17 protein-coding genes are annotated in these 16,547 nt (G+C 67.6%); 8 read left to right on the top strand and 9 right to left on the bottom strand.

All coding sequences use genetic code 11. The features are described from left to right. Positions 1-180 precede the first annotated feature (180 nt). Positions 181-657: a molybdenum cofactor biosynthesis protein MoaE gene (locus tag ACAM55_RS15830; protein WP_369652469.1), complete on the top strand. Its 477-nt coding sequence runs from the start codon at positions 181-183 to the stop codon at positions 655-657. Between the two features lie 124 nt (positions 658-781). Here ACAM55_RS15830 and ACAM55_RS15825 read toward each other — a convergent pair whose 3' ends face one another. After that, positions 782-1,774 carry a Bug family tripartite tricarboxylate transporter substrate binding protein gene (locus ACAM55_RS15825; RefSeq protein WP_369652468.1) on the bottom strand — a complete coding sequence of 331 codons (993 nt, stop codon included), beginning with the start codon at positions 1,772-1,774 and terminating at the stop codon, positions 782-784. Between the two features lie 110 nt (positions 1,775-1,884). On the opposite strand from ACAM55_RS15825, the gene clpB reads away from it, so the two are divergent. Genes clpB through arfB form a run of 3 tightly spaced genes read left to right on the top strand, consistent with a single transcriptional unit; the run spans position 1,885 to position 5,306 of the window. Further along, a complete protein-coding gene (gene clpB, locus ACAM55_RS15820; RefSeq protein ID WP_369652467.1) occupies positions 1,885-4,506 on the top strand; it encodes an ATP-dependent chaperone ClpB in 2,622 nt (873 codons plus the stop codon). Positions 4,507-4,515: 9 nt separating this feature from the next. After that, a complete protein-coding gene (locus ACAM55_RS15815) occupies positions 4,516-4,854 on the top strand; it encodes a hypothetical protein (RefSeq protein WP_369652466.1) in 339 nt (112 codons plus the stop codon). A 44-nt stretch (positions 4,855-4,898) separates the two neighbouring features. Further along, complete coding sequence (arfB, locus tag ACAM55_RS15810; RefSeq protein WP_369652465.1) at positions 4,899-5,306, top strand: alternative ribosome rescue aminoacyl-tRNA hydrolase ArfB; 408 nt, start codon at positions 4,899-4,901, stop codon at positions 5,304-5,306. Here the strand turns inward: arfB and ACAM55_RS15805 are convergent. Further along, positions 5,275-5,805: a hypothetical protein gene (locus ACAM55_RS15805; RefSeq protein WP_369652464.1), complete on the bottom strand. Its 531-nt coding sequence runs from the start codon at positions 5,803-5,805 to the stop codon at positions 5,275-5,277. The genes arfB and ACAM55_RS15805 overlap by 32 nt on opposite strands. Before the next feature lie 113 nt (positions 5,806-5,918). Here ACAM55_RS15805 and ACAM55_RS15800 point away from each other — a divergent pair, with 113 nt between their 5' ends. Further along, positions 5,919-6,488, top strand: coding sequence for a DUF3299 domain-containing protein (locus ACAM55_RS15800; protein WP_369652463.1), 570 nt, complete (start codon positions 5,919-5,921; stop codon positions 6,486-6,488). Here ACAM55_RS15800 and ACAM55_RS15795 read toward each other — a convergent pair. From ACAM55_RS15795 to ACAM55_RS15785, 3 genes are all read right to left on the bottom strand, one after another. Continuing rightward, complete coding sequence (locus ACAM55_RS15795) at positions 6,440-8,185, bottom strand: SulP family inorganic anion transporter (protein WP_369652462.1); 1,746 nt, start codon at positions 8,183-8,185, stop codon at positions 6,440-6,442. The genes ACAM55_RS15800 and ACAM55_RS15795 overlap by 49 nt on opposite strands. Before the next feature lie 77 nt (positions 8,186-8,262). Continuing rightward, positions 8,263-8,691, bottom strand: coding sequence for a DUF2501 domain-containing protein (locus tag ACAM55_RS15790; protein WP_369652461.1), 429 nt, complete (start codon positions 8,689-8,691; stop codon positions 8,263-8,265). 122 nt (positions 8,692-8,813) lie between these two features. Beyond that, the gene (locus ACAM55_RS15785) at positions 8,814-10,166 is read right to left on the bottom strand and encodes a M20/M25/M40 family metallo-hydrolase (RefSeq protein ID WP_369652460.1); all 1,353 of its coding nucleotides are present in this window, start codon (positions 10,164-10,166) and stop codon (positions 8,814-8,816) included. 141 nt (positions 10,167-10,307) lie between these two features. On the opposite strand from ACAM55_RS15785, the gene ACAM55_RS15780 reads away from it, so the two are divergent. Beyond that, the gene (locus ACAM55_RS15780; RefSeq protein WP_369652459.1) at positions 10,308-11,216 is read left to right on the top strand and encodes a LysR substrate-binding domain-containing protein; all 909 of its coding nucleotides are present in this window, start codon (positions 10,308-10,310) and stop codon (positions 11,214-11,216) included. Here ACAM55_RS15780 and ACAM55_RS15775 read toward each other — a convergent pair. From ACAM55_RS15775 to ACAM55_RS15760, 4 genes are all read right to left on the bottom strand, one after another. Further along, positions 11,213-12,421, bottom strand: coding sequence for a beta-ketoacyl synthase (locus ACAM55_RS15775; protein ID WP_369652458.1), 1,209 nt, complete (start codon positions 12,419-12,421; stop codon positions 11,213-11,215). The two genes, ACAM55_RS15780 and ACAM55_RS15775, sit on opposite strands and share 4 nt — an antisense overlap. Further along, the gene (locus ACAM55_RS15770; protein WP_369652457.1) at positions 12,418-12,660 is read right to left on the bottom strand and encodes an acyl carrier protein; all 243 of its coding nucleotides are present in this window, start codon (positions 12,658-12,660) and stop codon (positions 12,418-12,420) included. The genes ACAM55_RS15775 and ACAM55_RS15770 overlap by 4 nt, the downstream gene beginning before the upstream one ends. A gap of 93 nt (positions 12,661-12,753) precedes the next feature. Next, a complete protein-coding gene (locus ACAM55_RS15765; protein ID WP_369652456.1) occupies positions 12,754-13,470 on the bottom strand; it encodes a phosphatase PAP2 family protein in 717 nt (238 codons plus the stop codon). A gap of 75 nt (positions 13,471-13,545) precedes the next feature. Then, positions 13,546-14,388, bottom strand: a complete 843-nt coding sequence (locus ACAM55_RS15760) for a helix-turn-helix domain-containing protein (protein WP_055804758.1) — start codon at positions 14,386-14,388, stop codon at positions 13,546-13,548. A gap of 89 nt (positions 14,389-14,477) precedes the next feature. On the opposite strand from ACAM55_RS15760, the gene ACAM55_RS15755 reads away from it, so the two are divergent. Both ACAM55_RS15755 and ACAM55_RS15750 read left to right on the top strand, forming a co-directional pair. Beyond that, entirely contained in the window at positions 14,478-15,731 is a 1,254-nt protein-coding gene (locus ACAM55_RS15755) for an MFS transporter (RefSeq protein WP_369652455.1), read from the top strand. A 49-nt stretch (positions 15,732-15,780) separates the two neighbouring features. Further along, a complete protein-coding gene (locus tag ACAM55_RS15750) occupies positions 15,781-16,533 on the top strand; it encodes a sulfite exporter TauE/SafE family protein (RefSeq protein ID WP_369652454.1) in 753 nt (250 codons plus the stop codon). The last annotated feature ends 14 nt before the right edge of the window (positions 16,534-16,547 follow it).

Genomic DNA, 16,547 nt, shown 5'->3' with positions numbered 1-16,547 from the left:
AAGGCCTTTGCAGGTTCCGTCGCTCATCCGACGACGGAACCGCAGCTCCGGTCAGACGAGCTTGGGTTTTTTGGCTTTGCTGCCCTGGCGCGCACCGCTGCTTTCAAGGCGCGAAAGCACCGTGGAGAGCGTGGCGAGGCAAGGCATTGCCGAAGTCTAGCGCGGTGCCACAATCCCGGCATGAGTGGTGCACGCGTTTCGATCCAGACAGCCGATTTCGACCTGGGACAGGAGGTCGCCGCGTTGCGTGCCGGCGACAAACGCGTGGGCGCGGTCTGCAGCTTTGTCGGCACCGTAAGGGATCGCAATGACGGCAGCACCATTGCCTCGATGGAACTCGAGCACTACCCGGGCATGACCGAGAAGGCCATCGAGGCGATGATCGACGAGGCACAGAGGCGCTTCGACATCCTGGGCGCACGCGTGATCCACCGTGTCGGCCTGCTGCAGCCGCTCGACCAGATCATGATGGTGGCGGTGGTCTCGGCCCACCGCGGCCAGAGCTTCGAGGCCTGCGAATTCCTGATGGACTACCTGAAGACCCAGGCCCCGTTCTGGAAAAAGGAACAGACGCCCGAAGGCGCCCGCTGGGTGGATGCACGCGTCAGCGATGACGCGGCGCTGGCGCGCTGGGGCATTACGGCAAGCAACACCTGATCTTTTTCCTCTCCCTCTGGGAGAGGGCAGGGTGAGGGCAGCGGCCCTGGTTAAGCACTGCGCTTCATCGGCGGCACAGTGCCCTCACCCCAACCCTCTCCCAGAGGAGAGGGGGCAAGAAAGGTCAGAGGGGCTTGAACCCGCTCGACTGGATGATCCGCTCCCAGGTCTGCGTGTAACTGCGCACGCGGCCCGCGAACTGCCCTTGCGGCTCGTACGCCACGGTGAGGCCCATCGTGGTCAGCTTCTGCTTCACGTCGGGCATCGCCAGCACTTTCTGCAGCGCCTCGCCGTACTTGTCGATGATCGGCTGTGGCGTGCCCACGGGCGCGAAGATGCCGTAGTAGGGCAGGTCTTCAAGATTGGAGAAGCCGAGCTCGGTGAAGGTCGGCACGTTCGGCAGCACGGCCTGGCGCTTGGCGCCGATCGAGGCCACGATGCGGACCTTGCCGGCCTTGTGGTTCTCGATGAAGTCGGGCACCGAGGCGATGCCCGCGGTGATCTGGTTGCCCAGCATGTCCGCCGTCATCGGCGCGCTGCCGCGGTAGGGCGCGGGCTGAACGTCGATCTTGTATTTTTCCGAGATCATCTTCACCAGGAACTCGGGAATCGAGGCCGGCGCCGGGATGCCGATGGTTTCCTTGCCGCCGCGCTGGGTGCGAACCCATTTCACGTACTCGTCGATGCTCTTGGCCGGCGTGCCGCCCGAGACGGCCAGCACGTTGGCGAAAGTGGCGAATCCGGCCACGGGCACGAAGTCGGTCGCGGGGTTGAAGCCTGGGTTCTTCACCACCTGCGGCAGGATGGAAATGGAGTGGTCGTGGGAGAGGAACAGCGTATGGCCGTCGGCCGGCGCCGCCTTGAGCGCCTGCGCCGCGATCTGTCCGCCCGCGCCGGCGCGGTTCTCGACCACCACCGGCACGCCCAGCACGTCCTTGAGTTTTTCGCCGAGTGTGCGTGCAATGGCGTCCGAGCCAGCACCGGCCGGGAACCCGACCAGCAGGCGGATGGGCGTGCCTTGCGCTTGCGCAAGACCCGCAAGGCCCATGGCCGCTACAAAGAGGCCGACGCCGAGCGCCCGGCGAACCGGATGGGCGCGCTGCATTGAAAAAACCATGATCGACTCCATTCGAAATTTGAGCAGGCACAGTGCAATAGCCGTGCCCGAAGCGCCGGACACCTTGAATCGCGCCCGAACAGTCCTATTTTGAGTGCAGGAACACCACCATGCGACAAGACAAACTCACCACCAAATTCCAGGAAGCGCTGGGCGATGCACAGACGCTCGCGCTCGGCAACGACAACGCCTACATCGAACCGGCCCACCTGCTGGTTGCGATGCTGCGCCAGGAAGACGGCCCGCGCGCCTTGCTGGAACGCGCCGGCGTCAACGTCCACGGTCTTGCGAACGCGGCCGAAGCCGCCATCAAGAAGCTGCCGCAGGTGCAGGGCCACGACATCGTGCAGGTCGGTCCCGAGCTCGGCAAGCTGCTGCAGGCTACCGAGAAAGAGGCCATCAAGCGCAACGACCAGTTCATTGCGGGCGAGCTCTTCCTCCTGGCCGTGGCCGACAGCAAGTCGGACATCGGGCGCATCGCGAGGGAAAACGGCCTGACCCGCAAGTCGCTCGAGTCCGCCATCGATGCCGTGCGCGGCGGGCAGGGCGTGAACAGCGCCGACGCCGAAGGCCAGCGCGAAGCCCTCAAGAAATACTGCCTCGACCTGACCGAGCGCGCCCGGCTGGGCAAGCTCGACCCGGTCATCGGCCGCGACGAGGAAATCCGCCGCGCCATCCAGGTGCTGCAGCGCCGCACCAAGAACAACCCGGTGCTCATCGGCGAACCCGGCGTGGGCAAGACCGCCATCGTCGAAGGCCTGGCGCAGCGCATCGTCGCCGGCGAGGTGCCCGAGTCGCTCAAGGGCAAGCGCGTGCTGTCGCTCGACATGGCCGCGCTGCTGGCCGGCGCCAAGTTCCGCGGCGAATTCGAGGAGCGCCTGAAGACCGTGCTGAACGAACTGGCCAAGGACGAAGGCCAGACCATCGTCTTCATCGACGAGCTGCACACCATGGTCGGCGCCGGCAAGGCCGAGGGCGCGATGGACGCGGGCAACATGCTCAAGCCGGCACTTGCGCGCGGCGAGCTGCACTGCGTGGGTGCCACCACGCTCGACGAATACCGCAAGTACATCGAGAAGGACGCCGCGCTGGAGCGCCGCTTCCAGAAAATCATCGTGGGCGAGCCTTCGGTCGAAGCCACCATCGCCATCCTGCGCGGCCTGCAGGAAAAGTACGAGGTGCACCATGGCGTGCAGATCACCGACCCGGCCATCGTGGCCGCGGCCGAGCTGAGCGACCGCTACATCACCGACCGCTTCCTGCCCGACAAGGCCATCGACCTGATCGACGAGGCCGCGGCCAAGATCAAGATCGAGATGGACTCCAAGCCCGAGGTCATGGACCGGCTCGACCGCCGTCTCATTCAGCTGCAGATCGAGCGCGAAGCCGTGCGCCGCGAAAAGGACGAAGCCTCGCAGAAGCGCTTCGGCCTCATCGAGGACGAGGTTGCGCGCCTGCAAAAGGAGATTGCCGACTACGACGAGATCTGGCAGGCCGAGAAGGCGCAGGCGCAGGGCAGCGCGAAGATCCGCGAGGACATCGACAAGATCAAGTTCGAGATCGAGGAATGGAAGCGCAAGGGCGACTTCAACAAGCTCGCCGAACTGCAATACGGCCAGCTGCCGGCGCTGGAAAAGCGCCTGCGCGAGGCCGAGGAAAGCGAGGCGAGCAAGGGCAAGTCGAGCGCGCCCACGCTGCTGCGCACGCAGGTGGGTGCCGAAGAAATCGCCGAGGTCGTGGCGCGCGCCACCGGCATTCCGGTCGCCAAGCTGATGCAGGGCGAACGCGACAAGCTGCTCGTCATGGAAGACAAGCTGCATGAGCGCGTGGTGGGGCAGGACGAGGCCATCGGTGCCGTCGCCAACGCGATCCGCCGCTCGCGCTCGGGCCTGTCCGATCCGAACCGCCCGACCGGCTCCTTCCTGTTCCTCGGCCCCACGGGCGTGGGCAAGACCGAGCTGTGCAAGGCGCTTGCAGGCTTCATGTTCGACAGCGAAGACCACCTCATCCGTATCGACATGAGCGAGTTCATGGAGAAGCATTCGGTCGCCCGCCTGATCGGCGCGCCGCCGGGCTACGTGGGCTACGAAGAAGGTGGCTACCTCACGGAAGCCGTGCGCCGCAAGCCCTACAGCGTGGTGCTGCTCGACGAGGTCGAGAAGGCCCACCATGACGTGTTCAACGTGCTGCTGCAGGTGCTCGACGACGGCCGCCTGACCGACGGCCAGGGCCGCACCGTGGACTTCAAGAACACCGTGATCGTGATGACCAGCAACATCGGTTCGCCCATCATCCAGGCCATGGTGGGCCGGCCGGCGGAAGAGATCAAGGAAGCGGTGTGGGACGAGCTGAAGAACTACTTCCGCCCCGAGTTCCTGAACCGCATCGACGAGACGGTGGTGTTCCATGCGCTCGACGCGAAGAACATCGAATCGATTGCCGCGATCCAGCTCAAGGTGCTGCAGGCGCGTCTCGCGAAGATGGACCTGGGGCTCGAGGTGTCGCCCGCGGCGCTGGCCGAGATTGCCAAGGTCGGCTTCGACCCGGTGTTTGGCGCACGGCCGCTGAAGCGCGCCATCCAGCAGCGCATCGAGAATCCACTCTCGAAGCTGCTGCTCGACGGCAGCTTCGGGCCGAAGGACACGATCGAGGTGAATACCGACCCGATCCGCACCCCTGGCCAGTTCTCGTTCACCAAGGCCGGGGAACCATCGGAGGCCATTGCGGCCTAAAGTCGGATGATGAATTTTATTTTTCGCGTCATTCTTCTGCTCCTGGGGCTGGTTTTCGCGGCCAGCCTGGCGGTGGCGGTCATGCTGCTGGCGGCCGTGTGGGGCGTGCGCTACGCCTGGGGGCGCATCACGGGCAAGCCTGTGACGCCCTGGGTGGCTTCGATGGGCGGGCGCTTCAACCCGCGCTCGGGCTTCGAGCGTTTTCGCAATGCGGCACAACCGGCCGAACCCACTGCCGCGGACATGGCCAATGCGCGTGCGCGCGGCGAATCGGTGCGCAGCCCGCTGGCACTGCGACCCGCGGGCGACGTGACCGACGTGCGGGCGCGGCCTGCGCGCGGCGAGTAAGCACGCGGCGGTCTTCGAGCGCGTTTGAAGGCACACTTGCCTTCATGCTCCGCCCACCCCTCCTGATCGACCCCGACGAGGTCGAGATCAGCGCCATCCGGGCGCAGGGCGCGGGCGGGCAGAACGTCAACAAGGTGTCGAGCGCGGTGCATCTGCGCTACGACATCCACGCGAGCTCACTGCCCGCCGACGTGAAGGAGCGGCTGCTCGCGCTGCGCGACAGCCGCATCACGCAGGAAGGCGTCTTCGTGCTGAAGGCGCAGCAGCACCGCACGCAGGAGATGAACCGGGCCGACGCGTTCGCACGCCTGCAGGCGGTGGTCGACAGCGTGGCCACGCCGCCGCGCGTGCGGCGCGCCACCAAGCCGACCTACGGCTCGAAGCAGCGCCGGCTCGAGGGCAAGAGCCAGCGTTCGCAGATCAAGAACCTGCGCGGACCGGTGCGGGACTGACCGGCTTGCCGCCGCGCAGCCGCCTGATCTGCAGCGTCACGCCGACCAGATACAGCACGCCAAGCACCGCGGTGATCGCCTTGAGTTCAGGCGCGTCGGCGTTCGGCAGCAGGGGCGCGCCCAGGGGCAGGCGGGTCAGGGTTTCGGTGAAGGCCGGAATCCAGTGGAACAGGAAGCTGGCCGAGAACGCCACGGCTTCGACGTAGCGCGAGGCCTGGCCGAAGAAGGCGCCGCGGCCGGCTGCTGCACCCACGGCCAGCGCCGCGAGCGTCAGGATGCCCAGCGCATGCGCCTTGCCGAAGCCGCCGTGCTGGAAGATGCCGAAGCCGGTCAGGCAGGTGAGCACGGTGGTCCACACGAAGACCTGGCCCAGGCCGGTGCGCAGCGTGATTTCCTTGTAGCGGAACAGGGCGACCAGCCCCGCAATGACGGCGATCAGGCTGATCGCGGTGTGAACAATGCCAAGGGACGTAAGTCCCAGCCATCCTGTTGCTGCCATGCGGATCTCCTCAGAGTCGTGGTGGCGCGATTCTGGCCGCGCGTGGGCAATTTGTCTCCATCGTTAAGGCTCCACTAAGCTGGGGGACATGGGGCGCAAGCACAATGGGAGCCATGAGAGCCTTCTTCCGCCGCGCTTTGCCGGCCTTTCTGCTGGCACTGGGCGCGGCTGCCCTGGTGGGCTGCGGCCCGGCTGCCGACACCAGCCCGGCTGCCATGGGCGCGGTGCAGGAACTCAAGTGGGAAGAGCTCGTCCCCAAGAACTGGGACCCGACCAAGCGCTACCGCAACCTCAGCCTGGAGGCGCTGCGCGACAACGACCCGCGCGCGATCCAGATGCTCGACGAGATGCGCGCCGTCTGGGACAACGCGCCGGTCAACGTGGCGCTCGACGGCACGGCGGCGCGCCTGTCGGGCTTCGTCGTTCCGCTCGACAACACGCAGGGCGGCATTCGCGAATTTTTGCTGGTGCCGTATTTCGGTGCCTGCATCCACACCCCGCCGCCGCCCGCCAACCAGATCGTGCATGTGGTTGCGGCCGACACCGTGAAGGGCCTGCATGCGATGGACACGGTGCGCGTCAGCGGGCTGCTGAAGGCGGCGCGCTATTCCTCGGTGGACATGGGCGTGAGCGGCTACGAGATCAAGTCGGCTTCTGTGGAGCCTTTTGTCGCGGCGCGCTGATCCTCTTGCCGCTGTGCCAGCGCCGCCAGCGCCTCGGCGTCGGTGCGGTAGCTGAAAAGCATCGGTCCCGGCCCGAGCAGGCCGGCACGCTCCAGCACCTGCATGGCCGGCAGCTTCAGGCCGCTCAGGTGCAGGCGCACTCCCTTGGCCTCCACCATCCGGCGGATCGAGCCGAACACTTCGGCGCCCGTGATGTCGATGCGGTTGATGGGCTGTGCAAAGAGGCACACGTCCGTCAGGTCGGGGCGCTCGGCCAGCGCAACCGTGAGCGCGCGCTCGAGTGTGGAAGCCGATGCGAAGTCGAGTTCGGCATCCATGCGCAGCGCGTAGAGATGCGGTGCCAGCGGCGGCAACTTCCAGAGGTGGCGGTCGCGCAGGCTGCCGTCGGGATGCAGGCCCACTTCGATGATGCGCGGATGCAGGTGGCGGTACATGTAGTGCGCCATGCTCGCGAGCAGCCCGCCCAGCACGCCCCAGTAGATGCTCGGCGCGGTGGCAATGGTCAGCGCGAAGGTGCTGAATGCGATGCCGGCCTCGATGCGCGACACGCGCCACAGCGCAGCGAAGCTCGCGGGCTTGACCAGCCCGAGGATGGCCGTGACCACCACCGCCGCCAGCACCGCCTGCGGCACGTGATAGAGCAGTGGCATCAGCCACAGCAGCGCACCGGCCACCACCATCACGCTGAACAGAGTGGCCCACCCGGTCTGCGCGCCCGCGTAGAGGGTAATGGCCGAGCGCGAGAAAGACGAACTGGTGGGAAAGGCGCCCGAGAAGCCCGAGGCCAGCTTGGCGAGGCCCTGGCCGATCAGGTCCTGGTTCTCGTTCCAGAGTGTGCCGGCGCGCGCGTTGTCGACCTTGGCGCTCGAGGCGGTTTCGAGAAAGCTCACCAGCGTGATCATCAGCGCGGGCAGCACCAGCGCGCTGAACGTGTGCAAAGGCAGCAGGCCCGGCCAGTAGAAAGAGGGCAGGCCCGAAGGCAGGCTGCCCACCACAGCCCCGCCGCGCAACGCGTAGTTGGCCGTCCAGCTGATGGCCGCGGCGCCCGCCACCAGCGCCATCGTGGTCGGAAAACGCGGCGCCAGCCGCTTGCCCAGCCACAGCACCGCGATGCTGCCCAGCCCGAAGGCAATGGCGACAAGGTCGGGCAGCGGCCCGCCCTGAAGCACCTGCACAATGGTGCGTCCCGTGAAGCCGAGCAAAGCCGGCAACTGCGAAATGGCGATCAGCACCGCCGCGCCCTGCGTGAAACCGATCAGCACCGGCGAATTCACCAGCCGCAGCAGCCAGCCGAAACGTCCCGCGCCCAGCACCATCTGTATGGCACCCGACATCAGCGTGAGCCACACCGCCATGGCCACCCATTCGGTGCTGCCGGGCACCGCCAGGGGCGCGAGCGAGGCGCCCACCAGCAGGCTCGTGAGCGCGGTGGGCCCGACCGACAGCCGCTGCGAGGAACTGAAGATCACCGCAACCAGCGCCGGGAACAGCGCCGCGTAGACGCCGGTGACCAGCGGCATGCCGGCCAGCGCTGCGTAGGCCACGCCCTGCGGAATGACCATCAGCGCCACCGTGATGCCCGCCATCGCCTCGTTGCGCAGCAGCGCGCCGGACGGGCGGGGCCATGCGAGGCAGGGAATCCAGCGCGCGAGGCGGCGGCGCAAAGAAGAAGAGGAGGAGGGGGCTGCCGGATTCATGAAGCGTTACGAGCGCACGGAAGAGAACGGGAGAGCACGTGCGCGGTGCGCCGCGCGCGTGGCACGCAGGCGCGTGGTCAGATCAGCGACGTGGCGTTTTTCAGCACATAGTCGCAGGCCTTCACCTTCAGCTTCGACGAGAGCATCTTGAGGTTGAGCGTCTGGCCGTCGCCGCCTTTCAGCAGACCCTTCGCGCCGCTCTCGAAGTTCTTTTCCTGCTGCTTCTGGCCGGTGATCTTGGCCAGGAGCTTGTCCTTCACCGAGGCCGCATCGCCGCCCAGGTAGTTGTTCTTGACGCAGTACTGCAGCACGCCGGCCGCGCTGCCGATGGTGCTCGAGCCGATGGCGGGCATCTTGAAGCCGAGGTTGCCGAGCGCGGAGCCGCTGCCTTGCGCGCCGGCAGCGGGACCGGCCCGGTCCTTCAGCTCGTCGAGCAGGTTGTTGGCCGCTGCCGAGGCGCCCGCGGCGAGCAGGGCGAGGGCGATGAATGTGGAGCGAGCGTGCATGGTGGTCTCCCGTGGCAGGCGAGGGTGGAGAAGCGCCCACCAGCATACCGGAGAGTCCAGGCCTTGCTCTGCGCGAAACACCGCGGAACCGGCTCCACGGTGCCGCCAGTTGCCTCCCGAGCCTAGTCCCTGCGGGGGGCGCGCTTTTCCAGCAGCGGCGCGCTCGTTCCCTGCACGCCGACCAGGCCCAGCACCGTGACGAGCGAGTTCTGCGCGCCCTTCCAGCCGTCGGTCACGTCGATCCACTCCGACAGCGCATGGAAGCCGCCGGTCTTGCCGCCGGCCCCGATGATGATGGCCGGGATGCCGAGCGACATCGGCACGTTGGCGTCGGTGCTCGCACCCGACAGCAGCGTCTTGTGGCCGAAAGCCGTGTTCGAGCGGATGGCCGCTTCCACCATGACCGAGTCGGAGGGCGTCCGGCCGCCTGGCCGGTCGCCGATCAGCTTGTTGCTTGCGCTGAGCGTCGTCACGTTCCAGCGCTTGTTCTCTTCGGCCACCGCTTCGTCGATGGCCGCGAGGATCTTCTTCTCGGTCTCGAGCAGCGGCGCCATTTCGTCGGAGCGGATGTCGATGGCCATGCGCGCATCGGGCGCAATGGTGTTGACCGAGGTGCCGCCGCCCACGGTGCCGACCGTGAAGGTGGTCTTCGGGAAGCTCGGCGTGCGCACCTCGGCGATCTTGGCAATGGCGCGGCCCATGCCGTGGATTGCGCTGGGCACCTGGCCGAAGGCGCCGAAGCTGTGGCCGCCCGGGCCCTTGAACGTGACTTCGTAGCGGTGGCTGCCCGTGCCGAGCATCAGGACCGTGCCGTCGGCTGCGGGTTCGAGTCCGACCATGCCGTCGATGTCCAGGTGGTTGCGGAAGATCGCCTTCATGCCGCGCAGGTTGCCCAGTTCTTCCTCGCCGACATTGCCGACGAACAGCAGGTCGCCCACCGTCTGCACCTTGTTGTCGTTGAGCACCTTGAGCCACGACAGCAGCACCGAGAGGCCGCGCGTGTCGTCCGAGATGCCGGGTGCGTAGAGCTTGCCGTCGCGCTCCTTCACCTTCACGTCGGTGCCGGCGGGAAACACGGTGTCGAGGTGGGCCGAGATCAGCAGCTTGGGCCCGTTGCCCGTGCCCTTGCGCAGGCCGACCACGTTGCCTTCGGCATCGATCTTCGCGTCGGCGAGGCCCAGCGCCTTCATGCGCGCGAGGAAGGCTTCGGCGCGCTTCTGCTCCTTGAATGGCGGTGCCTCGATCTCGGTCAGCATCTTCAGGTCTTCGACCGCGCGGTCATGGTCGGCCTTGACCGCGTCGAGCAGCTTCTGGATCGCGGGCGCCGCCATCAGCTGGGTGTAGGCCTTGTCGACTTCGGGCCGGACCTGTGTGGGCGTGGCTGCGACGGCGCCCGTCTGGGCGTGGGCGACGCCAGCGGCGCAAGCCAGGGCGAGGACGATCGGGGCAAGGCGAAACGATGCGCGGTGAGGCATGGCGGAGGACTTTTCTTGAAGCTGGGGAAGGAGCGGTGAACGAGGCGCGCCGGCGCGGCGCCGTCAGCAATTCTTCCGGTCATCGTGCGCGCCTGCTCTGGTTTAATCTTTACTCATGTCAGTTTTTCTAACGAGCCAGCCATGCGCCGCCACATCCCCAGCACCCGTGCGCTGCTGATCTTCGATGCGGTGGCCCGCCACCACGGCGTGGGCAAGGCGGCGGAGGAGTTGTGCCTCACCCACAGCGCGGTGAGCCAGCAGTTGCGGCTTCTCGAATCGCAGATCGGCGTGCGGCTGGTGCAGCGCACGGCGCGCGGCACCGAGCTCACCGATGCCGGACGGCGCTACCACGGCCAGATCGCCGGCGATCTGCTGCGGCTGCAGAACCACACGCTCGAAGCCATGGCGCAGCGCGTCGACGGCCTGCGCCTGATCGTGGGTGCGGTGCCGGTGCTGGCGGAGGGTTGGCTGACGCCGCTGCTGCCGCAGTTCATCGCACGGCATCCAGGCTGCAGCCTGCACCTGCAGGTCTTTCCCACCGATCTCTACATGGAGGACATGCCTTTCGACGTGGGCGTGCAGTACGACGACGCGGTGTGGCCCGGTGCCAATGCGCGGCCTCTCATGGACGAGTTCTGCGTCGCGGTGTGTTCGCCCCGCGCGAAGGGCCGGGCCGCGATGGCGCGTGGCGACTTTCGCGCCGCGCCGCTGCTCCAGCTGCGCACCCGCATGGGGGCGTGGGAAGAATGGTTCGGGCAGACGGCGCATGCACGGCCGCCCGAGAATCTGGTGACGGGGCATCGCTTCGATCTCTTCTCATCGCTGGTGGCCGCGGTGCGCGCCGATCTCGGCGTGGGGCTGGTGCCGCACTATTTCGTCGAGCGCGAACTGCGTTCGGGAGAGCTGGTGCTGGCCTGCGCCCACCGGGCGCCGTCGAGCCGGGGCTACAGCGTCTTCATGGCGCCGAACAGGACGGCGGATCCGCTGGCAGAGGCGTTCCTGGCGTGGCTCTGCGAGGCCGGGGCGTCGTCGCAGCGATCGCCGGCTTAGGCGCGGCGAAAGAGCAGCACCGAATTCGTGCCGCCGAAAGCGAAGGAGTTGCTCATGGCCGCTTCGAGCGCAGGCGCGTTCGTGTCGTTCTGCGTCACCAGGTTCAGGCTGCAGGCCGGATCGATCTCGCTGCAGTTGGCATTGGGCGGCAGTTGCCGGCGGTGCAGCGCAAGCACTGTGATCAGCGCCTCGATGGCGCCCGCGGCGCCGAGCATGTGGCCGTGCAGTGCCTTGGTGGAGCTGACGCGCAATTGGTCGAGGTCGTTGCCCCAGACCTCTGCCAGCGCGTTGCGTTCGACCACGTCGCCGATGCGCGTGGCCGTGCCGTGCGCATTGCAATAGCCCACATCGCGCGGCTGCAGCCTGGCCTGGCGCAAGGCGGCGCGCAATGCGCGGGCCTGGCCGGGAGCGTCGGGCTTGGTGAGGTGGGTGGCGTCGCTGCTGAGGCCCCAGCCGGCCAGGGTGGCGTAGCTGCGGGCGCCGCGGTTGCGCGCGCGTTCGGCAGATTCGAGCACCAGGAAGGCCGCGCCTTCGCCCAGCGCGAACCCGCTGCGGTCGCTCGCGAAGGGCCGCACCGCGCCGGCCGCTTCGCCGGGCTGGAAGGCGGCCAATGTCTGCATTGCCTGCCAGGCCAGCACCACGCCCGGCACGATGAGCGCCTCGCTCCCGCCGGCAATGGCCACGTCGACTTCGCCGCGCTGGATGGCCTTGGCGGCCTCGGCAATGGCCACCGACGACGAGGCGCAGGCGACGGAATAGGTGAGCACCGGGCCTTGCACGCGCTGGCGCATGGCCACATGGCCGGCGGGCGCATTGGGCATGAAGGCGGGAATGGTGAGCGGCGACACGCGCCCATTGCCGCGGTAGGCCGCCTCGAGTGCCGCGGCACCGCCCATGCCGCAGCCGGCATAGACGCCCACGCGCTCGGGATCGGCGTCGCTCGTGGCAAGGCCCGCGTCGTGCATCGCAAGGTCGGCCGCCGCCACGGCAAGCTGGCTCACGCGGTCGACACCCGCAAGCTGCAGTTTGGTGAACCAGCGTGTTTCGTCGAAAGCGACCGTGGCCGCGGCGGCGGGCTTGGGCAGGTCGGGAAAGACGGGCTGGATGGCCGATTGGCCGTCCAGCAGGGACTGGAACAGCGTGCCGGGATCGCCGCCATGCGGCGCCACGACGCCCAGTCCGGTGACGCAGACCTCGTGGTTCACGCTGTCTTCGCGGACCTGACCTTGTCGACCAGCAAGGCCAGTTCGCCCAGGGTGTCGATGTTCGCGTCGTCGTCGGGCATGGTGATGCCGAAGTGGTCTTCGATGGCAAACAGGAACTCGGCCAATGCCAGCGAGTCGAGCCCGCCGGTTTCGCGCATCGATGCGTTGGGGTCGAGCTTCGACGGTTCGATACCGTACTTCTCGTGGATCAGGTCCTGCAATTCCTTCAGCGAACTCATCGTGCGATGCCTGTCGTCTAGTACTAGCCGCTGATCGATCGCCGCCCTGGGGGCGCTCCATGGGATCGACCCCTTCCTCGCTCGGCTTGTGGGTCAGTGATGGCCAATGATATCCGCTCCAACCAATGTATTGCCCCGGCTCCTGGCCTCCGGACGCCAGCGCAGCGAAGGGAGTGCAAAGGCCATTCCCAGCAGGGCGCCGGCCAGCGCGTCGAGCACCACGTGCTGCTTGACGGCCAGCGTCGACCAGGCAATGGCGGCAAACCAGGCCCAGTTGGCCAGGCGCAGAAACAACGGCGTGCGCGCCTCGCGCAGCACGTGGTCCAGGCGGATGGCGGTGAAGATGGCCACGGCCACGTGCATCGAGGGGCAGGCGTTGCCCGCGGCATCCACGCCCTGCAGCATGGCAAAGCCGGGAAAGCCCGACACGTCGATGGCAAGCGGCGGTATCTGCGTGGGCCAGAAGTAGAAGAGGCCGAGGCCGGTGAGGCACAGTGCGCCGATCCACAGCCCATAGACCACCAGTTCGCGAAAGCTCAGCTGCAGCCCCGGCGCGATGCCCACGTAGAACCAGAGCGAAAGGTAGGCGCCCAGCGCATAGGGCTGGAACGGAATCAGGCGGTCGAGGGCCGTGAGCGGCATCACCGCGACCGGATAGGCCGGGTTGCGCAGCAGGTGAAAGTAGCCGATGAAGAAAAGCCAGGTGAAGACCGTGGTCCCGATCGCCTTGAGCCAGAAGAGGCGGCGAATCCGCTCGCCGACGTCGGTGGTCCAGGCCTGGGGGCGATGCGATCGGGGAAGGGGCGCCATGGGCAAGTCGGTCGGATGGTCCGTGATTCTTCAGCCCTTCGATCTTGCCAGAGCGCCGTGACGGCTTGGCGCCATTCAGGAGAGGGCGGCGGATCGCTTCCGGTGCTGGAACGAAGTGGGCGAGCGCCCCGTGGCCGCCTTGAACATGGCGCAGAACGCGCTGTCGGTGGCATAGCCGCTGGCCGCCGCCACCTGGCTCACGGCCATGCCGCGCGCCAGCAGCGGCAGCGCGTGCGCCATCACGGCCTGTTGCCGCCATTGCTGCCAGCTCATGCCGAGCTGGTCGCGGAACAGCCGCGCCACGGTGCGCTCGCTGGCGCCGATGGCCGCGGCACGCTCGGCCAGCGTGGCCCGGTCGGCCGGATTGCGCAGCAGCGTTTCGCACAGCTGGCGCAGCCGCTTGTCGGTGGGCAGCGGCACGTCGATGCGGATCTGCGTGGCGCGCTCCAGCTCGTCCACCAGCAGCGGGGCGATCATGCGTTCGCGCTGCGGCGCATGCGGGTCGGCCGGTGGCAGTCCATCGGGCGTGGTGTCGAGCGCGAGCATCAGCGCGCGCAGCAGGGGGCTGATTTCGAGCACCTCGCACTTTTCCCACGGCGGTCCGAGCCAGGCATGCAGGTACACGGTACGCAGCTCCGCGTCTTCTATCAGCATGATGCTGTGCGGCATGTTGGCCGGCACCCAGACCGCGCGCGACGGCGGCACGATGTAGCTGCCGTCCTGCGTGCTGAGCCGGATCACGCCGCGGGTCGAGAAGGTGAGCTGCGGCCACGGATGCTGGTGCAACTCGACGAAAGTGTCGGCGCTCAGGAAGTGTTCCTTCGCGCGCAGCGGCCGCACGGCATCGGGTGCGTAGAGATGCGGCGTGAGCGAGGCCACGCTGGTGACCGGGGAAGGGGTGGAAACGGCGCTTGGCATGGTTTCGACAAATGTTGTCGCTGTATCGCCATTCTGCCGCGCCGAGCGCGCATAGCATCGGTGCCTGCCCCGGTTTTTTGTAGCAATCCATGTCTTCAACTTCTTCTCCGACAGCCGCTTCTTCCACCAACTTGCGCGGCGACGCGCAGCTGATCGGACTGGTCGGCCTGGCCCATGCCATCAGCCACTTCAGCCAGCTGATCCTCGCGCCGCTGTTTCCCTGGCTGAAGGACGCGTTCAATGCCAGCTACACCGAGCTTGGTGCAGTGCTGACGGTGTTCTTCGTGGTCTCCTGCATCGTGCAGGCGGCCTCGGGCTTCATCGTCGACAAGCTGGGGCCGCGGCCGGTGCTCTTCGTGGGGCTCGGTGCGCTGGCGCTGGCGGCTTTCGGCTACGCCCTGGCCCAGAGCTACTGGATGCTGCTGCTGTGCGCCATCGTGGGCGGCATCGGCAACGGCGTGTTCCACCCGGTCGACTACACGCTCTTCAACCGCAAGGTCGCGCCGACGCGGCTCGGCCACGCGTACAGCGTGCACGGCATCACCGGCAGCCTGGGCTGGGCGCTGGCGCCGGCCTTCGTGGTGCCGATTGCCATCGCCTTCTCCTGGCGCGTGGCGCTGGCGTCGGCGGGGGTGCTGGCCATCGTGGTGCTGCTGGTGCTCTGGGCATACCGCAGCGTGCTCGCGCTCGACGTGAAGACGGTGCAGAAGGCCACCGGACACGGCGAGCCGGCGCCCATCGGCGGGGAGTTCGACTTCCTGCGCATTCCCGCCGTATGGATGTGCTTCGGCTTCTTTTTCTTCTATGCCGTCGTGATCAGCGTGGTGCAGACCTTCGCGCCGGTGGCGGCAGGCCACCTGCATGCGGTGCCGGTGGCGCTGGTGGCGGTCTGTCTCACGGTGTACATGGTGGCAAGCGCGGCTGGCATGGTGGTGGGCGGCTTTCTCGCCTCCGACCCGTCGCGCTGCGAACGCATCGTGGGCACCGGCTTCGGCATTGCGGCCGCGTTGGCGCTGGTGCTCGCCTTTGCGCAGTTTCCGCCCGTGATGGTGCCGGTGCTGTTCGGCGCCATGGGCTTCGTCTCCGGCGTGGCCGGGCCTTCGCGCGACTTGCTGGTCAAGCGCTCGACGCCGCCCAACGCCACCGGCCGCGTCTACGGCGTGGTGTACGCGGGCCTCGACATCGGACAGGCCCTGGCCCCGCTGGTGTTCGGCCGCCTCATGGACCACGCGCAGTACACGAGCGTGATCGTCGGCCTTGCACTGGTGCAGGCCGTGCTGATTGCCAGCGCCTTCAACGTGACGCGGGTGCGCCGCACGGCGCTGGTGCCGGCCTCGGCCTGACCCCGGCTCGACGGGCGGTGCACGGGATGCGGCCGATATCATCGGCCGCATGCAGGCCTTGTATGTGTATGTGATCGCCGGCGCCGTGCTGGCGGGTTTTGTGCAGGGCCTGTCGGGCTTTGCCTTCGGAATGGTCGCCATGTCGGTCTGGGCCTGGACCCTGGAGCCGCAACTGGCGGCGGTCCTCGCCCTGTTCGGCGCGCTCACCGGCCAGGTGATTGCCGCCGTCACGGTGCGCCGCACGTTCGACAGGCATGTGCTGTGGCCCTTCCTGCTCGGCGGGCTGGTTGGCGTCCCTTTCGGCGTGTGGCTGTTGCCGCACCTGGACCTCGTGGTCTTCAAGGTCTGCCTCGGTGTGCTGCTGGTGCTGTGGTGTCCTGCCATGCTGATGTCGCAGCACCTGCCGAAAGTCACCTTCGGCGGACGAATCGCCGACGGCATCGCGGGGAGCATCGGCGGTGCCATGGCAGGCATCGGGGGCTTCTCGGGCACCATTCCCACACTGTGGTGCACGCTGCGCGGCTTTCAGCGCGACACACAGCGCGCGGTGATCCAGAACTTCAATCTCTCGATGCTGATGGTGGCGTTCGCGATCCACCTCGCAAGCGGCAGCATCGGCCGCTCGATGGTGCCGCTGCTGGGGCTGGTGGCGCTGGCCGTCGCCGTGCCGGTGCTGCTGGGGGCGCGGCTCTATATCGGCATCAGCGAGACCGCATTCCGCAAGGTGGTGCTGGGCCTGCTGACCGCCTCGGGCGTGGCGATGCTGGCCTCGGGCGTGCCGGCGCTGCTGCAGCGCGGCTGAAGCGCCGGCTCGGC

The sequence above is a fragment of the Variovorax sp. V213 genome, from assembly GCF_041154455.1.
Taxonomy (GTDB): Bacteria; Pseudomonadota; Gammaproteobacteria; order Burkholderiales; family Burkholderiaceae_C; genus Variovorax.
The sequence above is the reverse complement of the archived record's forward strand: the minus strand, read 5'-3'. Positions and strand labels throughout refer to the sequence as shown.

What these genes read in the sequence shown, in the direction of transcription:
- ACAM55_RS15830 (WP_369652469.1), top strand. Translation starts at nt 181, where the DNA reads ATGAGTGGTGCACGCGTTTCGATCCAGACAGCCGATTTCGACCTGGGA.
- ACAM55_RS15825 (WP_369652468.1), bottom strand. Translation starts at nt 1,774, where the DNA reads ATGGTTTTTTCAATGCAGCGCGCCCATCCGGTTCGCCGGGCGCTCGGC.
- clpB (WP_369652467.1), top strand. Translation starts at nt 1,885, where the DNA reads ATGCGACAAGACAAACTCACCACCAAATTCCAGGAAGCGCTGGGCGAT.
- ACAM55_RS15815 (WP_369652466.1), top strand. Translation starts at nt 4,516, where the DNA reads ATGAATTTTATTTTTCGCGTCATTCTTCTGCTCCTGGGGCTGGTTTTC.
- arfB (WP_369652465.1), top strand. Translation starts at nt 4,899, where the DNA reads ATGCTCCGCCCACCCCTCCTGATCGACCCCGACGAGGTCGAGATCAGC.
- ACAM55_RS15805 (WP_369652464.1), bottom strand. Translation starts at nt 5,805, where the DNA reads ATGGCAGCAACAGGATGGCTGGGACTTACGTCCCTTGGCATTGTTCAC.
- ACAM55_RS15800 (WP_369652463.1), top strand. Translation starts at nt 5,919, where the DNA reads ATGAGAGCCTTCTTCCGCCGCGCTTTGCCGGCCTTTCTGCTGGCACTG.
- ACAM55_RS15795 (WP_369652462.1), bottom strand. Translation starts at nt 8,185, where the DNA reads ATGAATCCGGCAGCCCCCTCCTCCTCTTCTTCTTTGCGCCGCCGCCTC.
- ACAM55_RS15790 (WP_369652461.1), bottom strand. Translation starts at nt 8,691, where the DNA reads ATGCACGCTCGCTCCACATTCATCGCCCTCGCCCTGCTCGCCGCGGGC.
- ACAM55_RS15785 (WP_369652460.1), bottom strand. Translation starts at nt 10,166, where the DNA reads ATGCCTCACCGCGCATCGTTTCGCCTTGCCCCGATCGTCCTCGCCCTG.
- ACAM55_RS15780 (WP_369652459.1), top strand. Translation starts at nt 10,308, where the DNA reads ATGCGCCGCCACATCCCCAGCACCCGTGCGCTGCTGATCTTCGATGCG.
- ACAM55_RS15770 (WP_369652457.1), bottom strand. Translation starts at nt 12,660, where the DNA reads ATGAGTTCGCTGAAGGAATTGCAGGACCTGATCCACGAGAAGTACGGT.
- ACAM55_RS15765 (WP_369652456.1), bottom strand. Translation starts at nt 13,470, where the DNA reads ATGGCGCCCCTTCCCCGATCGCATCGCCCCCAGGCCTGGACCACCGAC.
- ACAM55_RS15760 (WP_055804758.1), bottom strand. Translation starts at nt 14,388, where the DNA reads ATGCCAAGCGCCGTTTCCACCCCTTCCCCGGTCACCAGCGTGGCCTCG.
- ACAM55_RS15755 (WP_369652455.1), top strand. Translation starts at nt 14,478, where the DNA reads ATGTCTTCAACTTCTTCTCCGACAGCCGCTTCTTCCACCAACTTGCGC.
- ACAM55_RS15750 (WP_369652454.1), top strand. Translation starts at nt 15,781, where the DNA reads ATGCAGGCCTTGTATGTGTATGTGATCGCCGGCGCCGTGCTGGCGGGT.